The following is a 17,642-nucleotide window of genomic DNA, read 5'->3' as shown; positions in this document are numbered from 1 at the left end:
AAAATGGAACATCGGATTATGAGTCCGCTGTTCCTTGGTTAAGAACTTGATTTAAGGTCTCGATTAAAGAAGTAATTTCTTTCTCTGATAGGGCAGCAAAACCCAAGCGAATACAACGATTAGAAGACTCGTTTTGTTTAAACTTATGCTCTGTATCAATGTTGAGTTCTTTTAATTTTATAAGCTGATCTCGAGTAAATGGTTTCTGGAATTTTACCCATAACGCCATTCCACCCGCGGGTGGTTGTATATGAACACGCTCTGCAAAAACTCTTCTAAACTCAGCTAAGGCATGGTCTCGACGTAGTTGATATATTTTTTTCATTTTACGGATGTGTCTTTTAATTTCACCCCGTTGCATTAAATCTGCTAAGGCAAGTTCAGTAATATTATTACCTTGACGATCAATCAGTAAAATATCTTCAGTAATCGATTGAATGATTGGTGACGATGCCACGATGTAGCCTAAACGGATCCCTGGTGCAAAAACTTTAGACAATGAGCCAACATGAATAACCAACTCAGAATGAGGCAAACTTGCTAAGGGTGGCATAGGCCGACTGTCATAATGGAATTCATGGTCATAGTCATCTTCAATAATATAAAAGCCCCATTTTTTTGAAAGCTCTAAGAGTTGAAGACGGCGATTCATTGGCATGGTGACAGTTGTGGGATATTGATGATGCGGAGTTGTATAAATGGCAGCAACCGAATGTTCTTTTAAAAGACCTTCTAAATCCTCAATGACAATACCTTGTTCATCTAATTTGACAGAAACGACCTGAAAACCATTTGATTGGAATGCTTTAAAAGCAGATGGATAGTAAAGCTCTTCAACAACGATAACACCCTGCCGATTAGGTAATGCACGAGATGCAAGAAAAATTCCCATCTGGCTACCACGTACAATACAAATCTCATCTGCGGCAACATTCATAAAACGTTCCATCGACAACATTTGTTGTAAGGCTTGTCTTAACTCAATCATACCTCGTGGGTCACCATATCCCATGTACTGGTTTTGGGTAATCTTAATCAGTGCATGCCGATAGGCGCGTGAAAATAGTTCGTAGGGAATGAGCCGTGGATCTGGTACACCATCGTTATGTGGATATAAAGCAACTTCTTGAATAATTGGCTTCTCATTCACTTTTCGCTCAGATATCGACTCTATTTGGAGTTGTTTTTCTGGCAAAACATCTGCCACAAATGTGCCTTTTCGTGGACGAGTCACAAGCCATCCTTGTGCTTCTAATTCTTCATAAACCGCTTGTACCGTTTTCCGATTAACTCCTAATTCTTTTGATAGGCTACGAGACCCCGGCAGCATAGTCCCTTGAGCCAATCGGCCACTTAAAATTTCCTGACTAATCAAGTTGGTCAGTTTTAGAAAAACCGTCTTTTCTTCTCTTTCATCGATACGAAAATGTACTTGCCAAGGTCTTAGCATATTTGCCCCATCTGGACCATATAACTTATTAAAACTGGATGTATTGATTCATCCAGTTGTTTTCTATTCTGCCTTCACCTACTTAATTTGGTCAACTGGACTGGAGAAGAGATGAAGACTGCTTCTGTAAACAAACAAGACCTTATGCAACATGCACACCAAGACATGCAAAAGTGGATTAGTGACTCAGATTTAACTGACCGCCAAAAGCTTGCACTCACTTGTCGTATTTTATTTGATCATGGCCATGATGCTGGTTTAGCAGGCCAAATTACTTGTCGTAGTGAAAGTAAAGAATCCTTTATTACCCAACGTTTTGGTTTAGGTTTTGATGAAATTACTGCCTCAAACTTGCTTGAGGTGAATCAAGACTTAGAACCTATCAATCAAGAAGGTATGGCAAACCCAGCCAATCGTTTTCATACATGGATTTATAAAGAACACCCAGAGGTGAACTGCATTATCCATACGCATCCGACTCATGTAGCGGCTCTTTCCATGCTTCAAATTCCGCTCATAATTTCTCAAATGGATGTCTGCGCACTCTACGAAGATTGCTCATTTGTAGGCCATTGGCCAGGTGTTCCTGTAGGCAATGAAGAAGGTATTTTGATTTCTTCTGCTTTGGGTAAAAACCGTGCTGTTTTGTTGTCTCATCATGGTCAACTGGTCACAGGAAAAACCATTGAAGAAGCGTGTAACTTGGCTCTTTTAATTGAACGCGCAGCTCAACTGCAATTACTAGCCATGTCGGTCGGGCAAATTCAGCCGATCCCACACGATTTAGCTACAGAAGCTCATGACTGGGTATCTACCGATAAACGCAACAAGGTGAACTTTGCTTACTACGCACGTAAAGCTTTAAAAAAACATTCTGACTGTATTTAAAAAGAGATTTCGACCATGAAACTAAACGGCATTATTGGCTACCCTGTTACTCCTTTTTCTGATGACAACACCATTAACCTTCCTGTTTTAAAACAGATGCTGGATTTGCTTATTGAAAATGGCTGCGATGCAATTGCGCCTTTAGGCAGTACTGGCGAAAGTGCTTATCTTGAATGGGATGAGTGGTGTTTAGTCGCTAAAACTTCAATTGAAAGCATTAATAAACGTGTACCTGTCATTATTGGAATTTCAGAACTCACGACGGATCAAGCCATCAAAAAAGCGCAGATCGCGCAAAGCTATGGTGCAGATGCACTTATGGTGATTCCTGTATCTTATTGGAAGCTAACAGATCAAGAGATTTTTGAATATTATCAATCGATTGCACAAGCAACGACTTTACCGATTATGATTTATAACAACCCTGCAACTAGCGGTGTTGATATGTCTCCAGAATTAATCGTGCGTATGTTTAATAACATTACAAACATCACGATGGTAAAAGAAAGCAGCGGTGATATTCAACGTATGCATAAAATTCAAGAACTCTCAAAAGGAGAACTTCCGTTTTATAACGGCTGCAACCCTCTAGCTTTAGAAGCTTTATGTGCTGGAGCAAGTGGTTGGTGTACAGCAGCGCCAAATCTGTTAGGTCAACAACCTCAACAACTTATCGAACATGTAAAAAATGGTGAATTAGAACAGGCCAAAAAATCATTTTATCAGCAACTTCCTCTACTACGCTTTATTGTCACTGGGGGTTTACCCAAAACGATTAAAGCAGGTTTACAGCTAAAAGGTGTTACTGCGGGTTCACCACGTAAGCCACTATCTAAAGCTACGGATATTGAACTTAACCAGTTAAAACAGCTACTTTCTGAAATAGAAAACTAATAAAAAAGCGGGTCAATAAACCCGCTTTTTTACAGCATATACTTAGAATGTTTTAGTTAAACTAAACACTAAACCTGTGTCGTAAGGTTTTTTCTGAGCATCAGTCATGCCAGAAGTACTAATATCTGTACCAACTACATCTAGCTCAGCAACAATACCCAAGATGTTATAGTTTACGCCGACTTTATAATCGATATAGCTATCATCTTCACCTGGTCCACCCGCAACTACAAGTAAAGAGTCTTTATTTTTGAGCTTGTTATAACCAACTGAAGCAAGGCCTGTAAATCCTGTATCTGCAATTGGCGCTGAATAGCCGACGTTGAAGTACCAGAACTCATCAGAGTGACCCCAATAATCATCTGAGTAGCTTACGCCCACACTAAGTGCATCACCTTTAAATAAAGAATCAGCAAAAGTTAATTTTCCGTAAAATTCGTTAAAGTCAAAACCAGTATCCCCATTGTATGGGTTAGTAAATTTTGAGTCAGAACCAATATAGCCGTAATGAATTACACCCACGTCATAGGTTGGTGCCAGCTTATCTGACAGTTTTAAGGTATTGGTATAACCTAATGAGATATCAGTTTCAGTTGAAACACCTGGCGTATTAAAGTCAACGCTTGAACCCCAAAGCGCAACATAAGCACCCGACTTATGAGAAAAAGTAAAACCACCTTGAATCGCTGGATTATTTGATGATTGGGTAACTCCGCGGAAGCGGTAGTCTGTAGTTGCTGCGACGCTCCCTGTTGCGGTGATACCATAAAAAGATGGTGCATCTTCAGCCATAGCCATGGTTGAACCTGCTGCAAAGATACCAAGACCTAAGGCCTTAAGTGCAAATTTCATCATTCTGATCTCCCCCATAATGAATGCACGATTTATGTATATAAAACACATTGTGTTACTTAAGCTTTAGCAATTGCTGTGCCAAGTCCATTTTCTCCATCTTTAGACATCATTAATATTGAAATCAAAATATCTCTACAAGAAAAATTCCACTTTATATTTATGAAAATATATTTATAAAAAACAATATTATAAAAAAATAATTTCAACCATTGAGAAGAAATCAACATGAGTAAACACCTTGTCGGAAATAAATGAGCGACATCAGCAGTATCCATTTACTCCATGTAAAATTTCTATCTAAGCTTAAATAAGAGATATAAAAATTACGTAAATTTCTTAAAGCTGAGCTTTTGATGGTCTGTAAATGGGCATTTCTTTTAATGAGATTTTTTTATTTTTCTTGTTTTAAAACTTATGAACTATTTTAGGTCTTTTTTAAGTAGCCATATGAACGAAAAAAGTGATGCACAAAATTTACGCAGAATATTGCACTAAGTTTGACCATTTAAACTAAATTCTATTGGTCTTCTACAGTGATCTATTTTTGCACATTACTCTTCAAAATAATGTTATAAAGTAACATTTTAAAAAACATTAAAAATAAATTGTCGAAAAAATCAACTCAAGAGAAGATTAAAAAGTAAACATATCCATCAAAAAACAAACAGAAGAATCAACTATTTTTTGAGCTTGGAATATAAAATAAATGGTAAAAATACACTAAAAAATAAATTACTTTTTTTATTTTAAACAATACATTAAGTATAAAAGCTTAATAGTAAATTTAGTCAACAAGCAGTAGCACATTAATCAATTTCTGCATAGCATATATAAAATAAAATCAACAAAAATATATCTTTTTTATAGATTACTTATACAATTGATTGAAATCCTAGGCCCTGAACAATAACAAGGCACAGGATTTATCGTTTTTATGAGGTTCTTTAAATATGCTAAATGCACAAAAACTTACATTAGCAGTTCTCATTTCTGCGGCAATAATTTCCTCAGCTCAGGCAAGCGAGCAAAGCGAGGCAAAAGGATTTGTTGAAGATGCGAACGGTTCTATTCTCTTCCGTACAGGTTATATCAGCCGTGACAAAAAACAGGGCGCGAAAGATACTAGCTCATTTGCTCAGTCAGCAATTGTAAGTATCGATTCAGGCTTTACCCCTGGTATTGTTGGCTTCGGTGTTGGCGTTGTTGGCGACGGTTCATTTAAGATCGGTGAAAATAAAAATGCCGGAAACCAAATGATTCCTAAACATAATGACGGTTCGGCTTACGATCACTGGGCTCGTGGTGGCGGTAGCGTTAAAGCACGGTTCTCGAATACTACAGTACGTTACGGTACTCAAGTACTCGATTTACCTGTTCTTGCAAGTAATACTGGACGTATGGTTCCTGAATACTTTACAGGTACTTTATTAACCAGCCATGAAATCAAGAATCTTGAATTGGTTGCTGGTAAATTTACTAAAGACCAAATGTCTGATCAAATCAATACCGATGCTGATGCTTCTGGCAGAGGTCTTGATCGCGCCATTGTTTGGGGTGCGAAGTACAAGTTTGATGATAATTTAAATGCATCTTATTATGGCTTAGACAGTAAAAATGCGCTTGAACGTCATTATGTAAATGTAAACTTTAAACAGCCTTTAGCGAATGATAGTTCATTAACTTACGATTTTAGTGGTTATCACACTAAATTCGATGCAAGTGCACATACTTACTCAGCAACTGGGGCTGTAGCACCAAATTATGGTAATGATGGTATCGCAGGCGAAGAAAAGACTAACAATATTTGGGCAATTTCAGGCACTTATGCAACTGGCCCACATAGTGTGATGTTAGCATACCAGCAAAACAGTGGTAATGTTGGTTATGACTATGGTCAAAACGCTGATGGTTTCCAAAGTATCTATTTACCTAACTCTTACATGTCTGACTTCATCGGTAACGATGAAAAATCTGCACAAATTCAGTACAACGTTGATTTTGGTAAGTTAGGCGTATTGCCTGGTTTAAACTGGACGACTGCATTTGTATATGGTTGGGACATCAAAGTTAGAAATGTAACTGACAGTGCTCAAGAACGTGAGTTCTTTAACCAAGTGAAATACACTGTTCAAAGCGGTTTTGCTAAAGATGCAAGCCTTCGTATTCGTAACTCGTACTATCGTGCAAGTGATTCATACCAAGGTGCTTACATTGGTGACACCAATGAATGGCGTTTATTCCTTGATATTCCTGTGAAATTATTCTAATTCACAAATTTATCAAGCATAAAAAAACCTACATCTGGCAACAGATGTAGGTTTTTTATTAAGCTCAGAATATCAATTAAGGCATTCTGAGCCTTATCAATTAAAGCTTATTTAGCAGCTTCAATTGCTTTTAATACTTCAGCTTTAGCAACGTCAGCACCTTCCCAACCACTGATTTTTACCCACTTACCTGGTTCTAAATCTTTATAGTGACTGAAGAAATGCTCAATTTGGCTAATTAATAACGGAGGAAGATCTGTATATTCCTTAACGTCTTTATACAATGGAGACAATTTTTCGTGTGGAACAGCGATTAATTTCGCATCGATACCACCATCATCTTCCATTTTTAATTTGCCCACTGGACGGCAACGAATGACTGAACCAGCAGCAACAGGATGTGGAGTTACAACAAGTACGTCTAACGGATCACCATCTTCAGACAAAGTATTTGGAACATAACCATAGTTCGCTGGATAGAACATTGCTGTGCCCATGAAACGGTCTACAAACAATGCATCAGAATCTTTGTCGATTTCATATTTAATTGGTGCTGCATTTGCAGGAATTTCAATGATGACATAGATGTCATTTGGGGCATCTTTACCTGCTGGGATATTGCTGTAACTCATATCAATACTCTTTCGTTATGAAGTCAGATGTAAAATCCACTCGATTATAGCGTGGATATCATCAAAATGATGCCGATTATACAATGCGCACACGCGAAAGTTGATATGAATGATGACAGAATGACACTCAAGTCAGTTTAATCGTGACCACTAATAAGAAGATTGGGCACAATATAGATAAGAACCAGACAATCGAGCGTAAAGTTGCCCAGTTACTTAAATAACAGATCCCATAAATAACTCTTAAAATAATATATGCCCAACCTAATCTCAGAATAAAATATTCTGGGACGACCATATATTCGGCCATTAAAATAGCCGTTAAGAATAAAGGTAAGCTTTCAAAGCTATTTTGTTGTACGGCATTTGCACGAGCAGCCAGACCAGTTGTTTTGGCAAAAAAAGCTCTCGGGTTTTGATTATCAACAGGCTGAAAACCACCTGTAAACTTTGCAATTACGGTAAATGCGTATGGCAGCAAACATGCCACTAAAATAATATAGATAATGCCGCTGATGCCCTGCATAGTGCCATCCATCACTGAAAATACTGTTGATCATGCTATCATAACATTGCGTTTTTACCTGAAATTTTATGCAATCACTTGTCATCACTGATTAATAGGGCCATGTATGCAACAACCTGATCAAAAAGAATTGTTTGAAGTCTTGGATAAGCAAAAACAGAATCAACTTCAAATAGATCGCATATTAAAGATCGTACTCCCTATTATGGCTTTTTTACTTAGCGTGATTTGTGCAAATTTGAATTGGCAATCGACACTTGGCACCTTTGTTATTTTAACAATTACCTTTATTGCAGTCGGTATTAAACGACTTACTTTGTGGCATTGGCTCATTGTGATTACGATATATTGCTTCGCAGATAATTATTTAAGTTATGGTCAGCTTGATTTAACTCACCTACGCCTGCAACTCGGCACAATGCTTGTTTTTGTTGGGATGGTCGGAATTGGACGCCCTTATATAGACCGCTGGTTTATAAAAAGCCATAAAAACTAAAATAAAAAAAGCGCCCTAAGGCGCTTTTTTTATTAACTGATTAGGCTGGTTTACGTAAGTCTTTACGTAAAATTTTGCCTACATTTGATTTTGGTAATTCATCCATAAACTCAACATAACGAGGGCGTTTATAACCTGTTAAGTTTTCTTTAGCGAAGCTCAAAACTTCTTCAGTCGTTAAGCTTTGATCTTTTTTCACAATAAAGAGTTTTGGCACTTCACCTGATTTTTCATCTGGAACACCAATGGCTGCAACTTCCAATACTTTTGGATGCTTAGCAATAACTTCTTCGATTTCACTTGGGTAAACGTTAAAGCCAGAAACCAAAATCATATCCTTTTTACGGTCTACAATTTTTGTATATCCACGGCTATCCATCACACCAATGTCACCAGTACGGAAGAAACCATCTGCTGTCATGACTTTAGCTGTCTCATCAGGACGATTCCAGTAGCCCTTCATCACTTGAGGACCACGAATCGAGATTTCGCCTTGCTCACCTAAAGCAACTTCTTTACCGTCATCATCTAAAATAGCAACTTCAGTTAAAGGTAACGGAATACCAATAGTGCCGCTAAATTCAGTAGAAGCAGGTGGATTTGCAGTTGCTACAGGTGAAGTTTCTGACAAGCCATAACCTTCAATAATGGTTGTGCCAGTAATTTTCTTCCAAGCTTCTGCTGTAGAAGGTAAAACGGCCATACCACCGCCCATCGCCATTTTTAAATTGCTATGGTCAAGTTGTTTGAATTCTTCATTGTTCACTAAAGCATTAAACAATGTGTTTACTGCTGGGAAGAATGATGGTTGATATTTACGTAATTCGTTAATAACAGCTGGTAAATCACGAGGGTTCGGAATCAAGATATTTGCTTGACCTTTATACATACCGTACATCGCGCAAACCATGAACGCAAAAATATGATAAAGCGGTAAAGCACAAACAATACGGTCGCCTTTAGCCCCATCATTTGCACCAAATTTACTTTGGAAAATACCGTCGCACTGAAGTAAGTTTGCTACAAGATTACGATGAGTAAGCTCTGCACCTTTTGAAACACCTGTTGTACCACCAGTATATTGAAGTACAGCCGTGTCACTTAAAGTTAAAGTCGGACGCTTATAATTACTCGCATTTTCTTTATTTAATGCTGAGTTAAATTTAACGTGTCCTGGAATATTCCAAGCTGGAATTTGTTTACGTACTTTACGTAATACAAAATTCACCAGAGTACCTTTGAGTGTACCGAGCATATCTCCGACTGATGCAACTACAACATGCTTCACTGGAGTTTTACCTAAAATGCTTTGGTAAACACTGGCAAAGTTTTCGATAATCACAAGTACTTCTGCACCTGAGTCATTTAATTGATGCTCAAGTTCACGCGCAGTATAAAGTGGGTTAACGTTTACTAACACTAAACCTGCACGTAACACAGCTAATGCAACTACAGGATACTGCAATACATTCGGCATCATCACTGCCACACGAGTTCCTTTTGCTAACCCCAAATTTTGCAAATAGGTCGCGAACTTACGGCTTGCAAGCTCTAACTCATTAAATGACATCGCTTTATCCATAAAGATAAAGGCATCGCGAGAACCAAATTTTTGGAAATTACTCTCAAAAATATCAACAAGTGAGGTATTTTCCGCAGGCAATGCTACTGTTTCTGGAATCCCTGTTTTTTGGTATTCTGCAAACCAAATTTTTTCCATAATGCCATTATCTCCGATTCGTAATCCTTAGTAATAACTGTTATTCAATGCCCCAGCTATTCTTTAGCTTCTTGGTGCCAGAACATATTTAAAACTTATTGGCACATTCATGACACTTCGAACAAGATTATGAGACAGAAGTTTTGACAATTTAACCCTGCCAAATTTTTTGCATGGAGTACAAATTACGTACTCCAAATTGCTGTCCTTTTAATCGTTATTCAATACCAACAAGTTCAGTTCATTGCTTGAACATGTTGCCATATATAGCGTATTTATGTTGCCAGACGCTAGCTTTATCTCTGAATCAACAGTTTATTTGCTTTTTGATATCCACGTGGTAAGAGCTGACCTTTTGAAGCTCGTTTACCCATATATTTTTGTAGATCATCACCTTTTAATTTTAGATGTTGCTGACCTGCAACCACCTGAATTATTTCATCTAAGTTCAGGGTTGTCATGGATAAAATTTGCTCTTTCGCATCAAGTTGTATCAACTTATTACCTTTACCCTTATTTAGATTTGGTAGTTCTGCCAAATCAATAATCAAGAGTCGACCTGCTGAGCTGAGCACTGCTAAGTGCGTCATATTTTGAGCAGATATCAATGGTAAAGCTTTTGATTCTTCAGGAACAGACAAGAATGTCTTACCTGCCTTGGCATTGGTATCTAACTGTTTGGTTTTAGTTTTAAACCCATAACCAGAGGTACTCGCCGCGATAAGTTCAGACTCTTCGTCTTCTAGATAAACCTGAATAAACGACACACCACTTGCAGGAGCAAGTTTAGAACTTAAAGGTTCGCCCAAACCTCTTGCTGATGGCAAACTGCTAATAGGCAAGGCATAACTACGCCCTGTCTCATCAAGGAAATAGATCCGTTGATTGGTTTTACCCACAGCGTGACTTAAATATTGGTCGCCCGCACGATAGTTTAAATTCTCTGCATCAACATCCGCACCTTTTGCAGCACGAATCCATCCCGCTTCAGATAAAACCACCGTTACCGCTTCGGCTGGCATTAAATCCTGTTCTTTAATCTGAACAGCTTCAGCACGCACCACGATTGGAGAACGGCGTTCGTCACCAAACTTTTTCGCGTCTTCTTTTAATTCACCAATAATCAGATTTTTTAAAGATTCTGGATTTTCTAATTGCTCACGAATAATGGCAGCTTTTGCAGCAAGCTCATCTTGTTCATGACGGATTTCCATCTCTTCAAGCTTTGCCAAATGACGTAACTTGAGTTCTAAAATTGCTTCTGCCTGTATCTCATCAATATTGAAATGTTCCATCAATACAGGTTTAGGCTGATCTTCTTCACGAATAATACGAATCACTGTATCAATATCAAGATAAGCGATTAAAAGACCTGCCAAAATATGCAGGCGTTTCTCAATTCGGTTTAAATGATATTCTAAACGGCGAGTTACCGTTTTTTTACGGATCTCAATCCATTCAAGCAAGATACGACGAATCGATTTAACCTGAGGACGTCCATCCTCACCAATCATGTTTAAATTAACACGGTAGCTCGACTCTAGATCGGTGGTTGCAAATAAGTGGCTCATTACCGCTTCTGCATCAATACGGTTAGAGCGAAGTACAATCACTAATCGTGTTGGGTTTGCATGATCCGACTCGTCACGAATATCAACGACTAATGGCAGCTTTTTGGCCTGCATTTGGTCGGCAATTTGAGTAATCACCTTAGAGCCCGATACTTGATAAGGCAGTTCAGTAATCACGATTTCATTTTTTTCGATGGTATAAACCGCTCGCATGCGGTAACTGCCACGACCAGTGGTCTGGATTTTGAGTAATTCTTCTGGCGGAGTAATAATTTCAGCTTTTGTTGGTAAATCTGGCCCTGGAATATATTCAGCCAATTTTTCATCTGAAGTTTGTGGGTTACGAATTAAGGCAATCGTGCCTTTAATCACTTCACGTAAATTATGTGGAGGAATATCTGTCGCCATACCAACGGCAATACCGGTTGTGCCGTTGAGTAGAATATTAGGAATACGCGCTGGCAACGTAATAGGTTCTTTTAATGAACCATCAAAGTTATCTTGCCAGTCAGTTGTGCCCTGACCTAACTCATTTAACAACAACTCACTGTAAGCAGAAAGCTTTGCTTCGGTATAACGCATCGCAGCAAATGACTTAGGATCATCTGGTGCCCCCCAGTTACCTTGTCCTTCAATTAAAGGATAACGATAACTAAATGGCTGAGCCATCAATACCATCGCTTCGTAACATGCCGAGTCACCATGAGGATGGTATTTACCGAGCACATCACCTACTGTACGCGCTGATTTTTTTGGCTTGCCGCTATTTTTTAAGCCTAGCTCGCTCATGGCATAGACAATACGGCGCTGTACAGGCTTTAAGCCATCACTGATATGCGGCAATGCACGGTCCATAATGACGTACATGGCATAATTCAAGTAAGCCTGTTCAGTAAATTCGGCTACAGAGCGGTTTTCTGTCGCTTGATGCGCAAGGCTGGTCATAGTCAGCTTATCTTCCAAATCAGTCGTTATTTTAAATGAGTCTTATGCTAAGTGGGCTATGTTACAGACACAAGAGGGAGTCTGTCACCTGAGCGTCAAATTATGTCTCATCTCTCTATATTTTTAGTTACCTGCTATAAAGTTAGGCAAAACTACAAGCCTATCGACTCGAGTCTTTTCCCTTGGGTTTCTTCACCTAATATTAAAATTACAGCTGCGACCAAAAGTAAAACAACGGTAAACATCATAAAAACATGGCTAAACCCATGCTTTTCAACCATCATATGAGTAACCACAATCGGCGCCAAAATTCCGCCTAAACGCCCCATTGCCGATGCCCAGCCCGAACCGAAAGCCCGAATATTGGCTGGATATTGTTCTGGCGTATAGGTATATAACACGCCCCATGCCCCTAAATTAAAGAAAGACATGAGACAGCCCCAAAACATAATGCTATTTACGCTGTCGGCTTGTCCAAAGAAATATGCAGACAATGCACAAAACCCGATAAATGAAGCGAGAGTAATTTTTCTACCCAATCGCTCAACAAACCATGCAGCCGCCAAGTAACCGGGTAGTTGCGCCAAAATCATCAGCAAAACATATTCAAAAGATTTAACAATGTCATAGCCCTGTTTCACCAATAAACTTGGTAACCATGTAAAGATACCGTAGTAGGAATAGACGATCCCAAACCAGATGAGCCAAAGCATTAAACTACGGCGTGCAAAAGGGCCACTCCAAAGTTGTTTAAAAGATACCTTTTGTTGTATGGCGACAGGCACAACTTCAATGTGATGAACGATTTGGACACCCGCCTGAGCTTCTAGTTTTTGAACTAAAGTATGCGCTTCTTCGATACGACCACGGTTAATCAGGTACGGTATCGACTCGGGGAGTTTTTTCCAAATCACTAAAATATAAATCAGAGGGAGGCCGCCCATCAGAAATGCGATATGCCAGCCAAATTTAGGAATAATAAAATAAGAAATTAACGCAGCAACTAACCAGCCTAAACCCCAAAAACTTTCAAGTAATACAATAAAACGACCACGTACATGTGAGGGTATATACTCACTCACCAATGTCACCGCAACAGGTAACTGCCCGCCAAGCCCAAGGCCAACAATAAAACGGAAAATCAGTAACCATTTTAAATCTGGAGCAAAAGCACATAAGGCAGTCGCAATACTATAAATTGCCATGGTTGTAGCAAATATTGTCTTTCGGCCAAAACGATCGGCTAAAGCTCCCGAGCAAACTGCTCCAATCGCCATTCCTACAAAGCCAATACTGACAATCCAACCGCTTTCGGCTGGTGTTAATGCCCAGTCTTTAACAAGCGTTGTCATGATAAAAGCAATGATACCGGTGTCCATCGCATCAAACATCCAACCTAAACCAACCACCCACAATAATGTGTAGTGGAATTTGCCAATTGGAAGATTTTGTATACGTGAAACCAGATCCATAAGAAAACTCTACTGGAAAGAATAAGTGAGCAATACAATATTTAATTGTTATAGCATGCTCACATCGTATTCTGCATGATTAATGTTCATCGGTTGATGAAGCTGATTCTGCATCGTCATCTTTATAAATAAACTTAGGCATTTCTAAGCCGAAATAGATCGCAATCAAACGCAGAGTAAAACCGAAAATTAAGGTTGAAATAACAGTTAACTCTAAACTGAATCCCAAATCTAAGCATACCCAATAGCAAATGACCGCTACAAAAGAAATACTCGCATAAAGTTCGCGACGGAAAACGAACGGAACGTCGTTACATAAAATGTCACGCAAAATACCGCCAGAAACGCCAGTTAACACCCCTGCTACTGCCGATACGACAAAACCATGCCCCATTTGTAAGGCAATCTGACAACCAATAATGGTAAATCCAATTAGTCCTAAAGCATCGAGTACCAAAAAGATGTTATGTAAATGACGCATCCATTTGGCAATAATGATTGTGACAAAAGCAGCACAACAAGTCAGAACAAGATATTCAGGATGTTTTACCCAAGTTAAAGGATAGTGACCAAGTAATACATCACGTACAGACCCACCACCTAAAGCAGTCACACAGGCAATCAGTACGACACCGAACCAGTCCATACTCCGTCGCCCAGCAGACAGTGCGCCTGTCATGGCTTCGGCAGTAATCGCAATAATATAAATAACGGTGAGTAACATTGCCCTTTCCCTCAGGCCAAACGGTGCGCGTATTTTAAGATAAAGTTATAGGAATTGTGCACAGCATTGTTTAAATTTTTTTCCAGAGCCACATATACAAGGCTGTTTCATCGTGACATGCATATCTACCGTGGGATCAAGAAAAAACCATTGTTGTTGATATACAAAATGTGAAATCTCATGATGAACCTGAGCTTTTTGTCCATCATGATAATGTGCCTTGAATTCAACCTGTGCATGGGTTTTATCTAGTTTTTCTTTGGCATTAACGACTTCTAAACCCAACCATTGATTTTGTTTGCTCCAGTCTGCAATAGCCTCTTTATCAAGTTCAGTTTGCTGGCCTAAAGCGGTTGTTTTCACAATATAATCAATTTGCTGCAATGCAAAAGCACTATAACGCGAACGCATAAGCTGCTCTGCTGTCAGGGCTTTTGCTGTGCCTAAATGTAAAGGCTCACAACATTCTGCATAGCTGCCTTTTCCACATGGACAAGTGTGTTGAGTCATTCTGTGTTTCTCAAATAAAAAAATAGCTCAGAGTTGAGCTATTTTATGATGTTTCTAGGCTTAAAATGTCATTTAATCTTTTGATTCATCTTGTTCGATAGAAACAATATGAACTTTCTCGATTTTATGACCTTCCATCGTAATCACTTCAAAGCGATAACCATCTGCTTCAACAGCTTCACCATTTTCTGGTAAGCGACCTAAATGGAATAACAAATAACCTGACAAAGTTGAATACTGTTCACTCTCATCGACCAAATCACGGCCTAATAAAAGCGATACGTGGCGAATGTCTGTTGAACCTTCAAGTATTAATGAACCATCTGCCAAGCTTTCAGCTGCTGCGTCTAGCTCATCTTCATCAGGGAATTCACCCGCAATAGCTTCTAAAATATCAATTGGCGTTGCAATACCTTCAATTGAACCGTATTCATTTAAAACGATTGCCATTTGTAACGGTGCTTGACGTAATTGCTCCATCACCATAAGTACTTGAGCATTTTCATGCACAATGACAGGTTCGCGTAAATGCTTTTGGAAATCGACCACACCTGTTTCGATAAAGCCATTTAGAACTTTATGCGTAAGCGCAATACCTTCAATATTATCAAGCTCACCACGTGCAACAATCAAACGAGAGTGCGTCATTGACATTAAACGTTCTTTTAAAACGTCTGGTTCGTCGTCTAAATTAATCCACTCAAGTTCAGGTCGTGGAGTCATAACAGACTTTACAGGTCGCTCTGATAAACCAAGAACACCTTGCACAAGCACACTATGATAAGCGCCATTTTCTTCGTCAAAAACTTCATCTGCAAAAGCTTGTGTAGCCAATACGTCTTCTTTATCAGAAGATTGCGTATCTGAGCTAGAACCACTGCTTTTACTTCCTAGCATACGCAACACGGCGGAAGCAGTGCGATAACGTAAATCGGTGGTCGTAACCATCTTTTCCTGATTGCGACGCATACTCTGATTGATAATTTCCACCAAAATTGAGAAGCCAATTGCAGCATATAAGTAGCCCTTCGGAATATGGAAACCAAAACCTTCCACGACCAAAGAGAAACCAATCATCATCAAGAAACCAAGACACAGAATAACGACTGTTGGATGCTTATTCACAAAGTCCATGAGCGGTTTAGATGCCCATAACATGATTCCGACAGCAACAATCATTGCCAGCATCATGACACTTTTGTCTTTAACCATACCAACGGCGGTAATCACACTATCTAACGAGAACACGGCATCAAGCACAACAATCTGGACAATGACCATCCAGAACGCAGCATGAACCGGATTATCTTCTTTTTGCAGTTGTTTGCCTTCCATGCGCTCATGTAATTCCATGGTGCCTTTAAAGAGCAAGAACACACCACCGAACAACAAGATCAAATCACGACCAGAAAATGGATGATCAAAAATATGAAAGAGTGGATGAGTAAGCGTTACGACCCAAGCAATGGCAGCCAACAAAAGCATACGCATGCCTAAAGCCAATACTAATCCCAGTTTTCGAGCCTTACCACGCTGCTCTGGTGGCAGTTTTTCGGCCAAAATAGCGATGAAAACGAGGTTATCGATCCCCAATACAATTTCAAGAACGATTAATGTTGCTAAACCCACCCAAGCAGATGGATCAGACATCCATTCAAAGATCATCGATCCTGCTCCTGTGCTAATTGGATTTTATCTTTATTTGGCAACACAGCAGGCATGCCCATACAAAGGAGGGAAAATGTTTTTTTAAGACAAGAAATTAAAACGGAGCGACTACAACCACTACCCATATTTGTTCATATGTTGTTAAACGAATTTTTAGTATAGGCAAGATTTAACATAAATTCATCATTTTTATTTGTTCATGACAGGCATTCACCAAACCCATACAAAACATGAGTCTTTACTATAAATCTGCTTATAAAGTTGTCATATCTTTTGCTTAGTGTAGACAAGAAATATGAACGTGATAAGGTGAAAATAAAACAATGAATAGCGTATTAACAATGGCAGTAAATGATTCACCAATAACAGCTGTAAAAACAAAACAACCTCTTATTGCATTATATTGTGGTTCACGTGCGGGAAATAACCCGATCTACCGAGAAAAGGCGATTGAACTCGCTCATGGAATTGCTGACCAAGGTTTCGGTTTAGTCTACGGTGGTGCCAGTATTGGTTTAATGGGACAAGTTGCTGAAAGCGTTCTTGCAAACGGCGGAGAAGCTGTCGGTGTCATTCCTGAATTTATGCTCGATTATGAAGTAGCCCATGCAGGCTTAACCGAATTACATGTCGTAGAAACCATGCACGAGCGCAAAGCCATGATGGCAGAGCGTGCAAGTGCATTTATTGCATTACCCGGCGGTTTAGGAACATTCGAAGAAATATTGGAAATAGCCACGTGGGGCCAACTTAACCAACACCAAAAACCCATGATTTTGTATAACGTAAATGGCTTTTATAATGCATTGATTGCCCAACTAGACCATGCGGTTCAAGAAGGTTTTCTTCCCCTTCAGCACCGAGCTAAATTAATTGTATGTGATGATGTCGATCAAATTTATAACGTCATTAAAAATTTAAAAATGCCGAAAAGATTTGTTGTTTAGTTACCCACCTACTCTCCATAAAAAAGCGGTTCTGCCGCTTTTTTTGTTTTAACTATTTTCACCGCTACCTTCAAAAG

16 protein-coding genes are annotated in these 17,642 nt (G+C 39.1%); 5 read left to right on the top strand and 11 right to left on the bottom strand.

What is annotated here, in order from left to right:
• Nucleotides 1-16: 16 nt before the first annotated feature.
• A complete protein-coding gene (gene pdxR, locus ACT53H_RS09245) occupies nucleotides 17-1,450 on the bottom strand; it encodes a MocR-like pyridoxine biosynthesis transcription factor PdxR (RefSeq protein WP_476009134.1) in 1,434 nt (477 codons plus the stop codon).
• Between the two features lie 111 nt (nucleotides 1,451-1,561).
• On the opposite strand from pdxR, the gene ACT53H_RS09240 reads away from it, so the two are divergent.
• A complete protein-coding gene (locus ACT53H_RS09240) occupies nucleotides 1,562-2,338 on the top strand; it encodes an aldolase (RefSeq protein WP_476009133.1) in 777 nt (258 codons plus the stop codon).
• A 15-nt stretch (nucleotides 2,339-2,353) separates the two neighbouring features.
• Nucleotides 2,354-3,232 carry a dihydrodipicolinate synthase family protein gene (locus ACT53H_RS09235; RefSeq protein ID WP_476009132.1) on the top strand — a complete coding sequence of 293 codons (879 nt, stop codon included), beginning with the start codon at nucleotides 2,354-2,356 and terminating at the stop codon, nucleotides 3,230-3,232.
• A 42-nt stretch (nucleotides 3,233-3,274) separates the two neighbouring features.
• On the opposite strand, the gene ACT53H_RS09230 is transcribed toward ACT53H_RS09235, so the two are convergent.
• Together ACT53H_RS09230 and ACT53H_RS09225 are read right to left on the bottom strand one after the other, a co-directional pair.
• The gene (locus tag ACT53H_RS09230; RefSeq protein WP_049838290.1) at nucleotides 3,275-4,087 is read right to left on the bottom strand and encodes a TorF family putative porin; all 813 of its coding nucleotides are present in this window, start codon (nucleotides 4,085-4,087) and stop codon (nucleotides 3,275-3,277) included.
• Nucleotides 4,088-4,143: 56 nt separating this feature from the next.
• Nucleotides 4,144-4,314 (bottom strand): hypothetical protein, encoded by a 171-nt coding sequence (locus ACT53H_RS09225; protein ID WP_476009131.1) that lies wholly within the window; start codon nucleotides 4,312-4,314, stop codon nucleotides 4,144-4,146.
• 723 nt (nucleotides 4,315-5,037) lie between these two features.
• On the opposite strand from ACT53H_RS09225, the gene ACT53H_RS09220 reads away from it, so the two are divergent.
• The gene (locus ACT53H_RS09220) at nucleotides 5,038-6,354 is read left to right on the top strand and encodes an OprD family outer membrane porin (protein WP_049838291.1); all 1,317 of its coding nucleotides are present in this window, start codon (nucleotides 5,038-5,040) and stop codon (nucleotides 6,352-6,354) included.
• 107 nt (nucleotides 6,355-6,461) lie between these two features.
• Here ACT53H_RS09220 and ppa read toward each other — a convergent pair whose 3' ends face one another.
• Nucleotides 6,462-6,986: an inorganic diphosphatase gene (ppa, locus tag ACT53H_RS09215; RefSeq protein ID WP_004795210.1), complete on the bottom strand. Its 525-nt coding sequence runs from the start codon at nucleotides 6,984-6,986 to the stop codon at nucleotides 6,462-6,464.
• 127 nt (nucleotides 6,987-7,113) lie between these two features.
• Entirely contained in the window at nucleotides 7,114-7,512 is a 399-nt protein-coding gene (locus tag ACT53H_RS09210; protein ID WP_009392286.1) for an MAPEG family protein, read from the bottom strand.
• Between the two features lie 106 nt (nucleotides 7,513-7,618).
• On the opposite strand from ACT53H_RS09210, the gene ACT53H_RS09205 reads away from it, so the two are divergent.
• Entirely contained in the window at nucleotides 7,619-8,008 is a 390-nt protein-coding gene (locus tag ACT53H_RS09205) for a hypothetical protein (RefSeq protein WP_151964589.1), read from the top strand.
• A gap of 40 nt (nucleotides 8,009-8,048) precedes the next feature.
• On the opposite strand, the gene ACT53H_RS09200 is transcribed toward ACT53H_RS09205, so the two are convergent.
• The 6 genes from ACT53H_RS09200 to ACT53H_RS09175 form a co-directional block, all read right to left on the bottom strand.
• A complete protein-coding gene (locus ACT53H_RS09200) occupies nucleotides 8,049-9,728 on the bottom strand; it encodes a long-chain-fatty-acid--CoA ligase (protein ID WP_004795215.1) in 1,680 nt (559 codons plus the stop codon).
• Nucleotides 9,729-10,024: 296 nt separating this feature from the next.
• Nucleotides 10,025-12,244, bottom strand: coding sequence for a DNA topoisomerase IV subunit A (parC, locus tag ACT53H_RS09195; protein WP_476009130.1), 2,220 nt, complete (start codon nucleotides 12,242-12,244; stop codon nucleotides 10,025-10,027).
• A gap of 152 nt (nucleotides 12,245-12,396) precedes the next feature.
• Nucleotides 12,397-13,716 (bottom strand): niacin transporter NiaP, encoded by a 1,320-nt coding sequence (gene niaP / locus ACT53H_RS09190; RefSeq protein WP_476009129.1) that lies wholly within the window; start codon nucleotides 13,714-13,716, stop codon nucleotides 12,397-12,399.
• A gap of 79 nt (nucleotides 13,717-13,795) precedes the next feature.
• Nucleotides 13,796-14,440, bottom strand: a complete 645-nt coding sequence (locus tag ACT53H_RS09185; protein ID WP_004795225.1) for a trimeric intracellular cation channel family protein — start codon at nucleotides 14,438-14,440, stop codon at nucleotides 13,796-13,798.
• A gap of 45 nt (nucleotides 14,441-14,485) precedes the next feature.
• The gene (locus tag ACT53H_RS09180) at nucleotides 14,486-14,950 is read right to left on the bottom strand and encodes a YchJ family protein (protein WP_476009128.1); all 465 of its coding nucleotides are present in this window, start codon (nucleotides 14,948-14,950) and stop codon (nucleotides 14,486-14,488) included.
• 72 nt (nucleotides 14,951-15,022) lie between these two features.
• Nucleotides 15,023-16,615 (bottom strand): TerC family protein, encoded by a 1,593-nt coding sequence (locus tag ACT53H_RS09175; RefSeq protein ID WP_004795227.1) that lies wholly within the window; start codon nucleotides 16,613-16,615, stop codon nucleotides 15,023-15,025.
• A 326-nt stretch (nucleotides 16,616-16,941) separates the two neighbouring features.
• On the opposite strand from ACT53H_RS09175, the gene ACT53H_RS09170 reads away from it, so the two are divergent.
• Nucleotides 16,942-17,565, top strand: a complete 624-nt coding sequence (locus ACT53H_RS09170; protein ID WP_049838293.1) for an LOG family protein — start codon at nucleotides 16,942-16,944, stop codon at nucleotides 17,563-17,565.
• Nucleotides 17,566-17,642 lie beyond the last annotated feature (77 nt).

Source organism: Acinetobacter sp. DMC2, from assembly GCF_056314305.1.
This window is presented reverse-complemented; position numbering and strand designations above follow the sequence as displayed.

Coding starts and splice junctions, on each gene's coding strand:
- ACT53H_RS09210 (WP_009392286.1), bottom strand. CDS start 7,512: ATGCAGGGCATCAGCGGCATTATCTATATTATTTTAGTGGCATGTTTG.
- niaP (WP_476009129.1), bottom strand. CDS start 13,716: ATGGATCTGGTTTCACGTATACAAAATCTTCCAATTGGCAAATTCCAC.
- parC (WP_476009130.1), bottom strand. CDS start 12,244: ATGACCAGCCTTGCGCATCAAGCGACAGAAAACCGCTCTGTAGCCGAA.
- ACT53H_RS09235 (WP_476009132.1), top strand. CDS start 2,354: ATGAAACTAAACGGCATTATTGGCTACCCTGTTACTCCTTTTTCTGAT.
- ACT53H_RS09175 (WP_004795227.1), bottom strand. CDS start 16,615: ATGATCTTTGAATGGATGTCTGATCCATCTGCTTGGGTGGGTTTAGCA.
- ACT53H_RS09230 (WP_049838290.1), bottom strand. CDS start 4,087: ATGATGAAATTTGCACTTAAGGCCTTAGGTCTTGGTATCTTTGCAGCA.
- ACT53H_RS09185 (WP_004795225.1), bottom strand. CDS start 14,440: ATGTTACTCACCGTTATTTATATTATTGCGATTACTGCCGAAGCCATG.
- ACT53H_RS09170 (WP_049838293.1), top strand. CDS start 16,942: ATGAATAGCGTATTAACAATGGCAGTAAATGATTCACCAATAACAGCT.
- ACT53H_RS09180 (WP_476009128.1), bottom strand. CDS start 14,950: ATGACTCAACACACTTGTCCATGTGGAAAAGGCAGCTATGCAGAATGT.
- ACT53H_RS09200 (WP_004795215.1), bottom strand. CDS start 9,728: ATGGAAAAAATTTGGTTTGCAGAATACCAAAAAACAGGGATTCCAGAA.
- pdxR (WP_476009134.1), bottom strand. CDS start 1,450: ATGCTAAGACCTTGGCAAGTACATTTTCGTATCGATGAAAGAGAAGAA.
- ppa (WP_004795210.1), bottom strand. CDS start 6,986: ATGAGTTACAGCAATATCCCAGCAGGTAAAGATGCCCCAAATGACATC.
- ACT53H_RS09240 (WP_476009133.1), top strand. CDS start 1,562: ATGAAGACTGCTTCTGTAAACAAACAAGACCTTATGCAACATGCACAC.
- ACT53H_RS09220 (WP_049838291.1), top strand. CDS start 5,038: ATGCTAAATGCACAAAAACTTACATTAGCAGTTCTCATTTCTGCGGCA.
- ACT53H_RS09225 (WP_476009131.1), bottom strand. CDS start 4,314: ATGTTGATTTCTTCTCAATGGTTGAAATTATTTTTTTATAATATTGTT.
- ACT53H_RS09205 (WP_151964589.1), top strand. CDS start 7,619: ATGCAACAACCTGATCAAAAAGAATTGTTTGAAGTCTTGGATAAGCAA.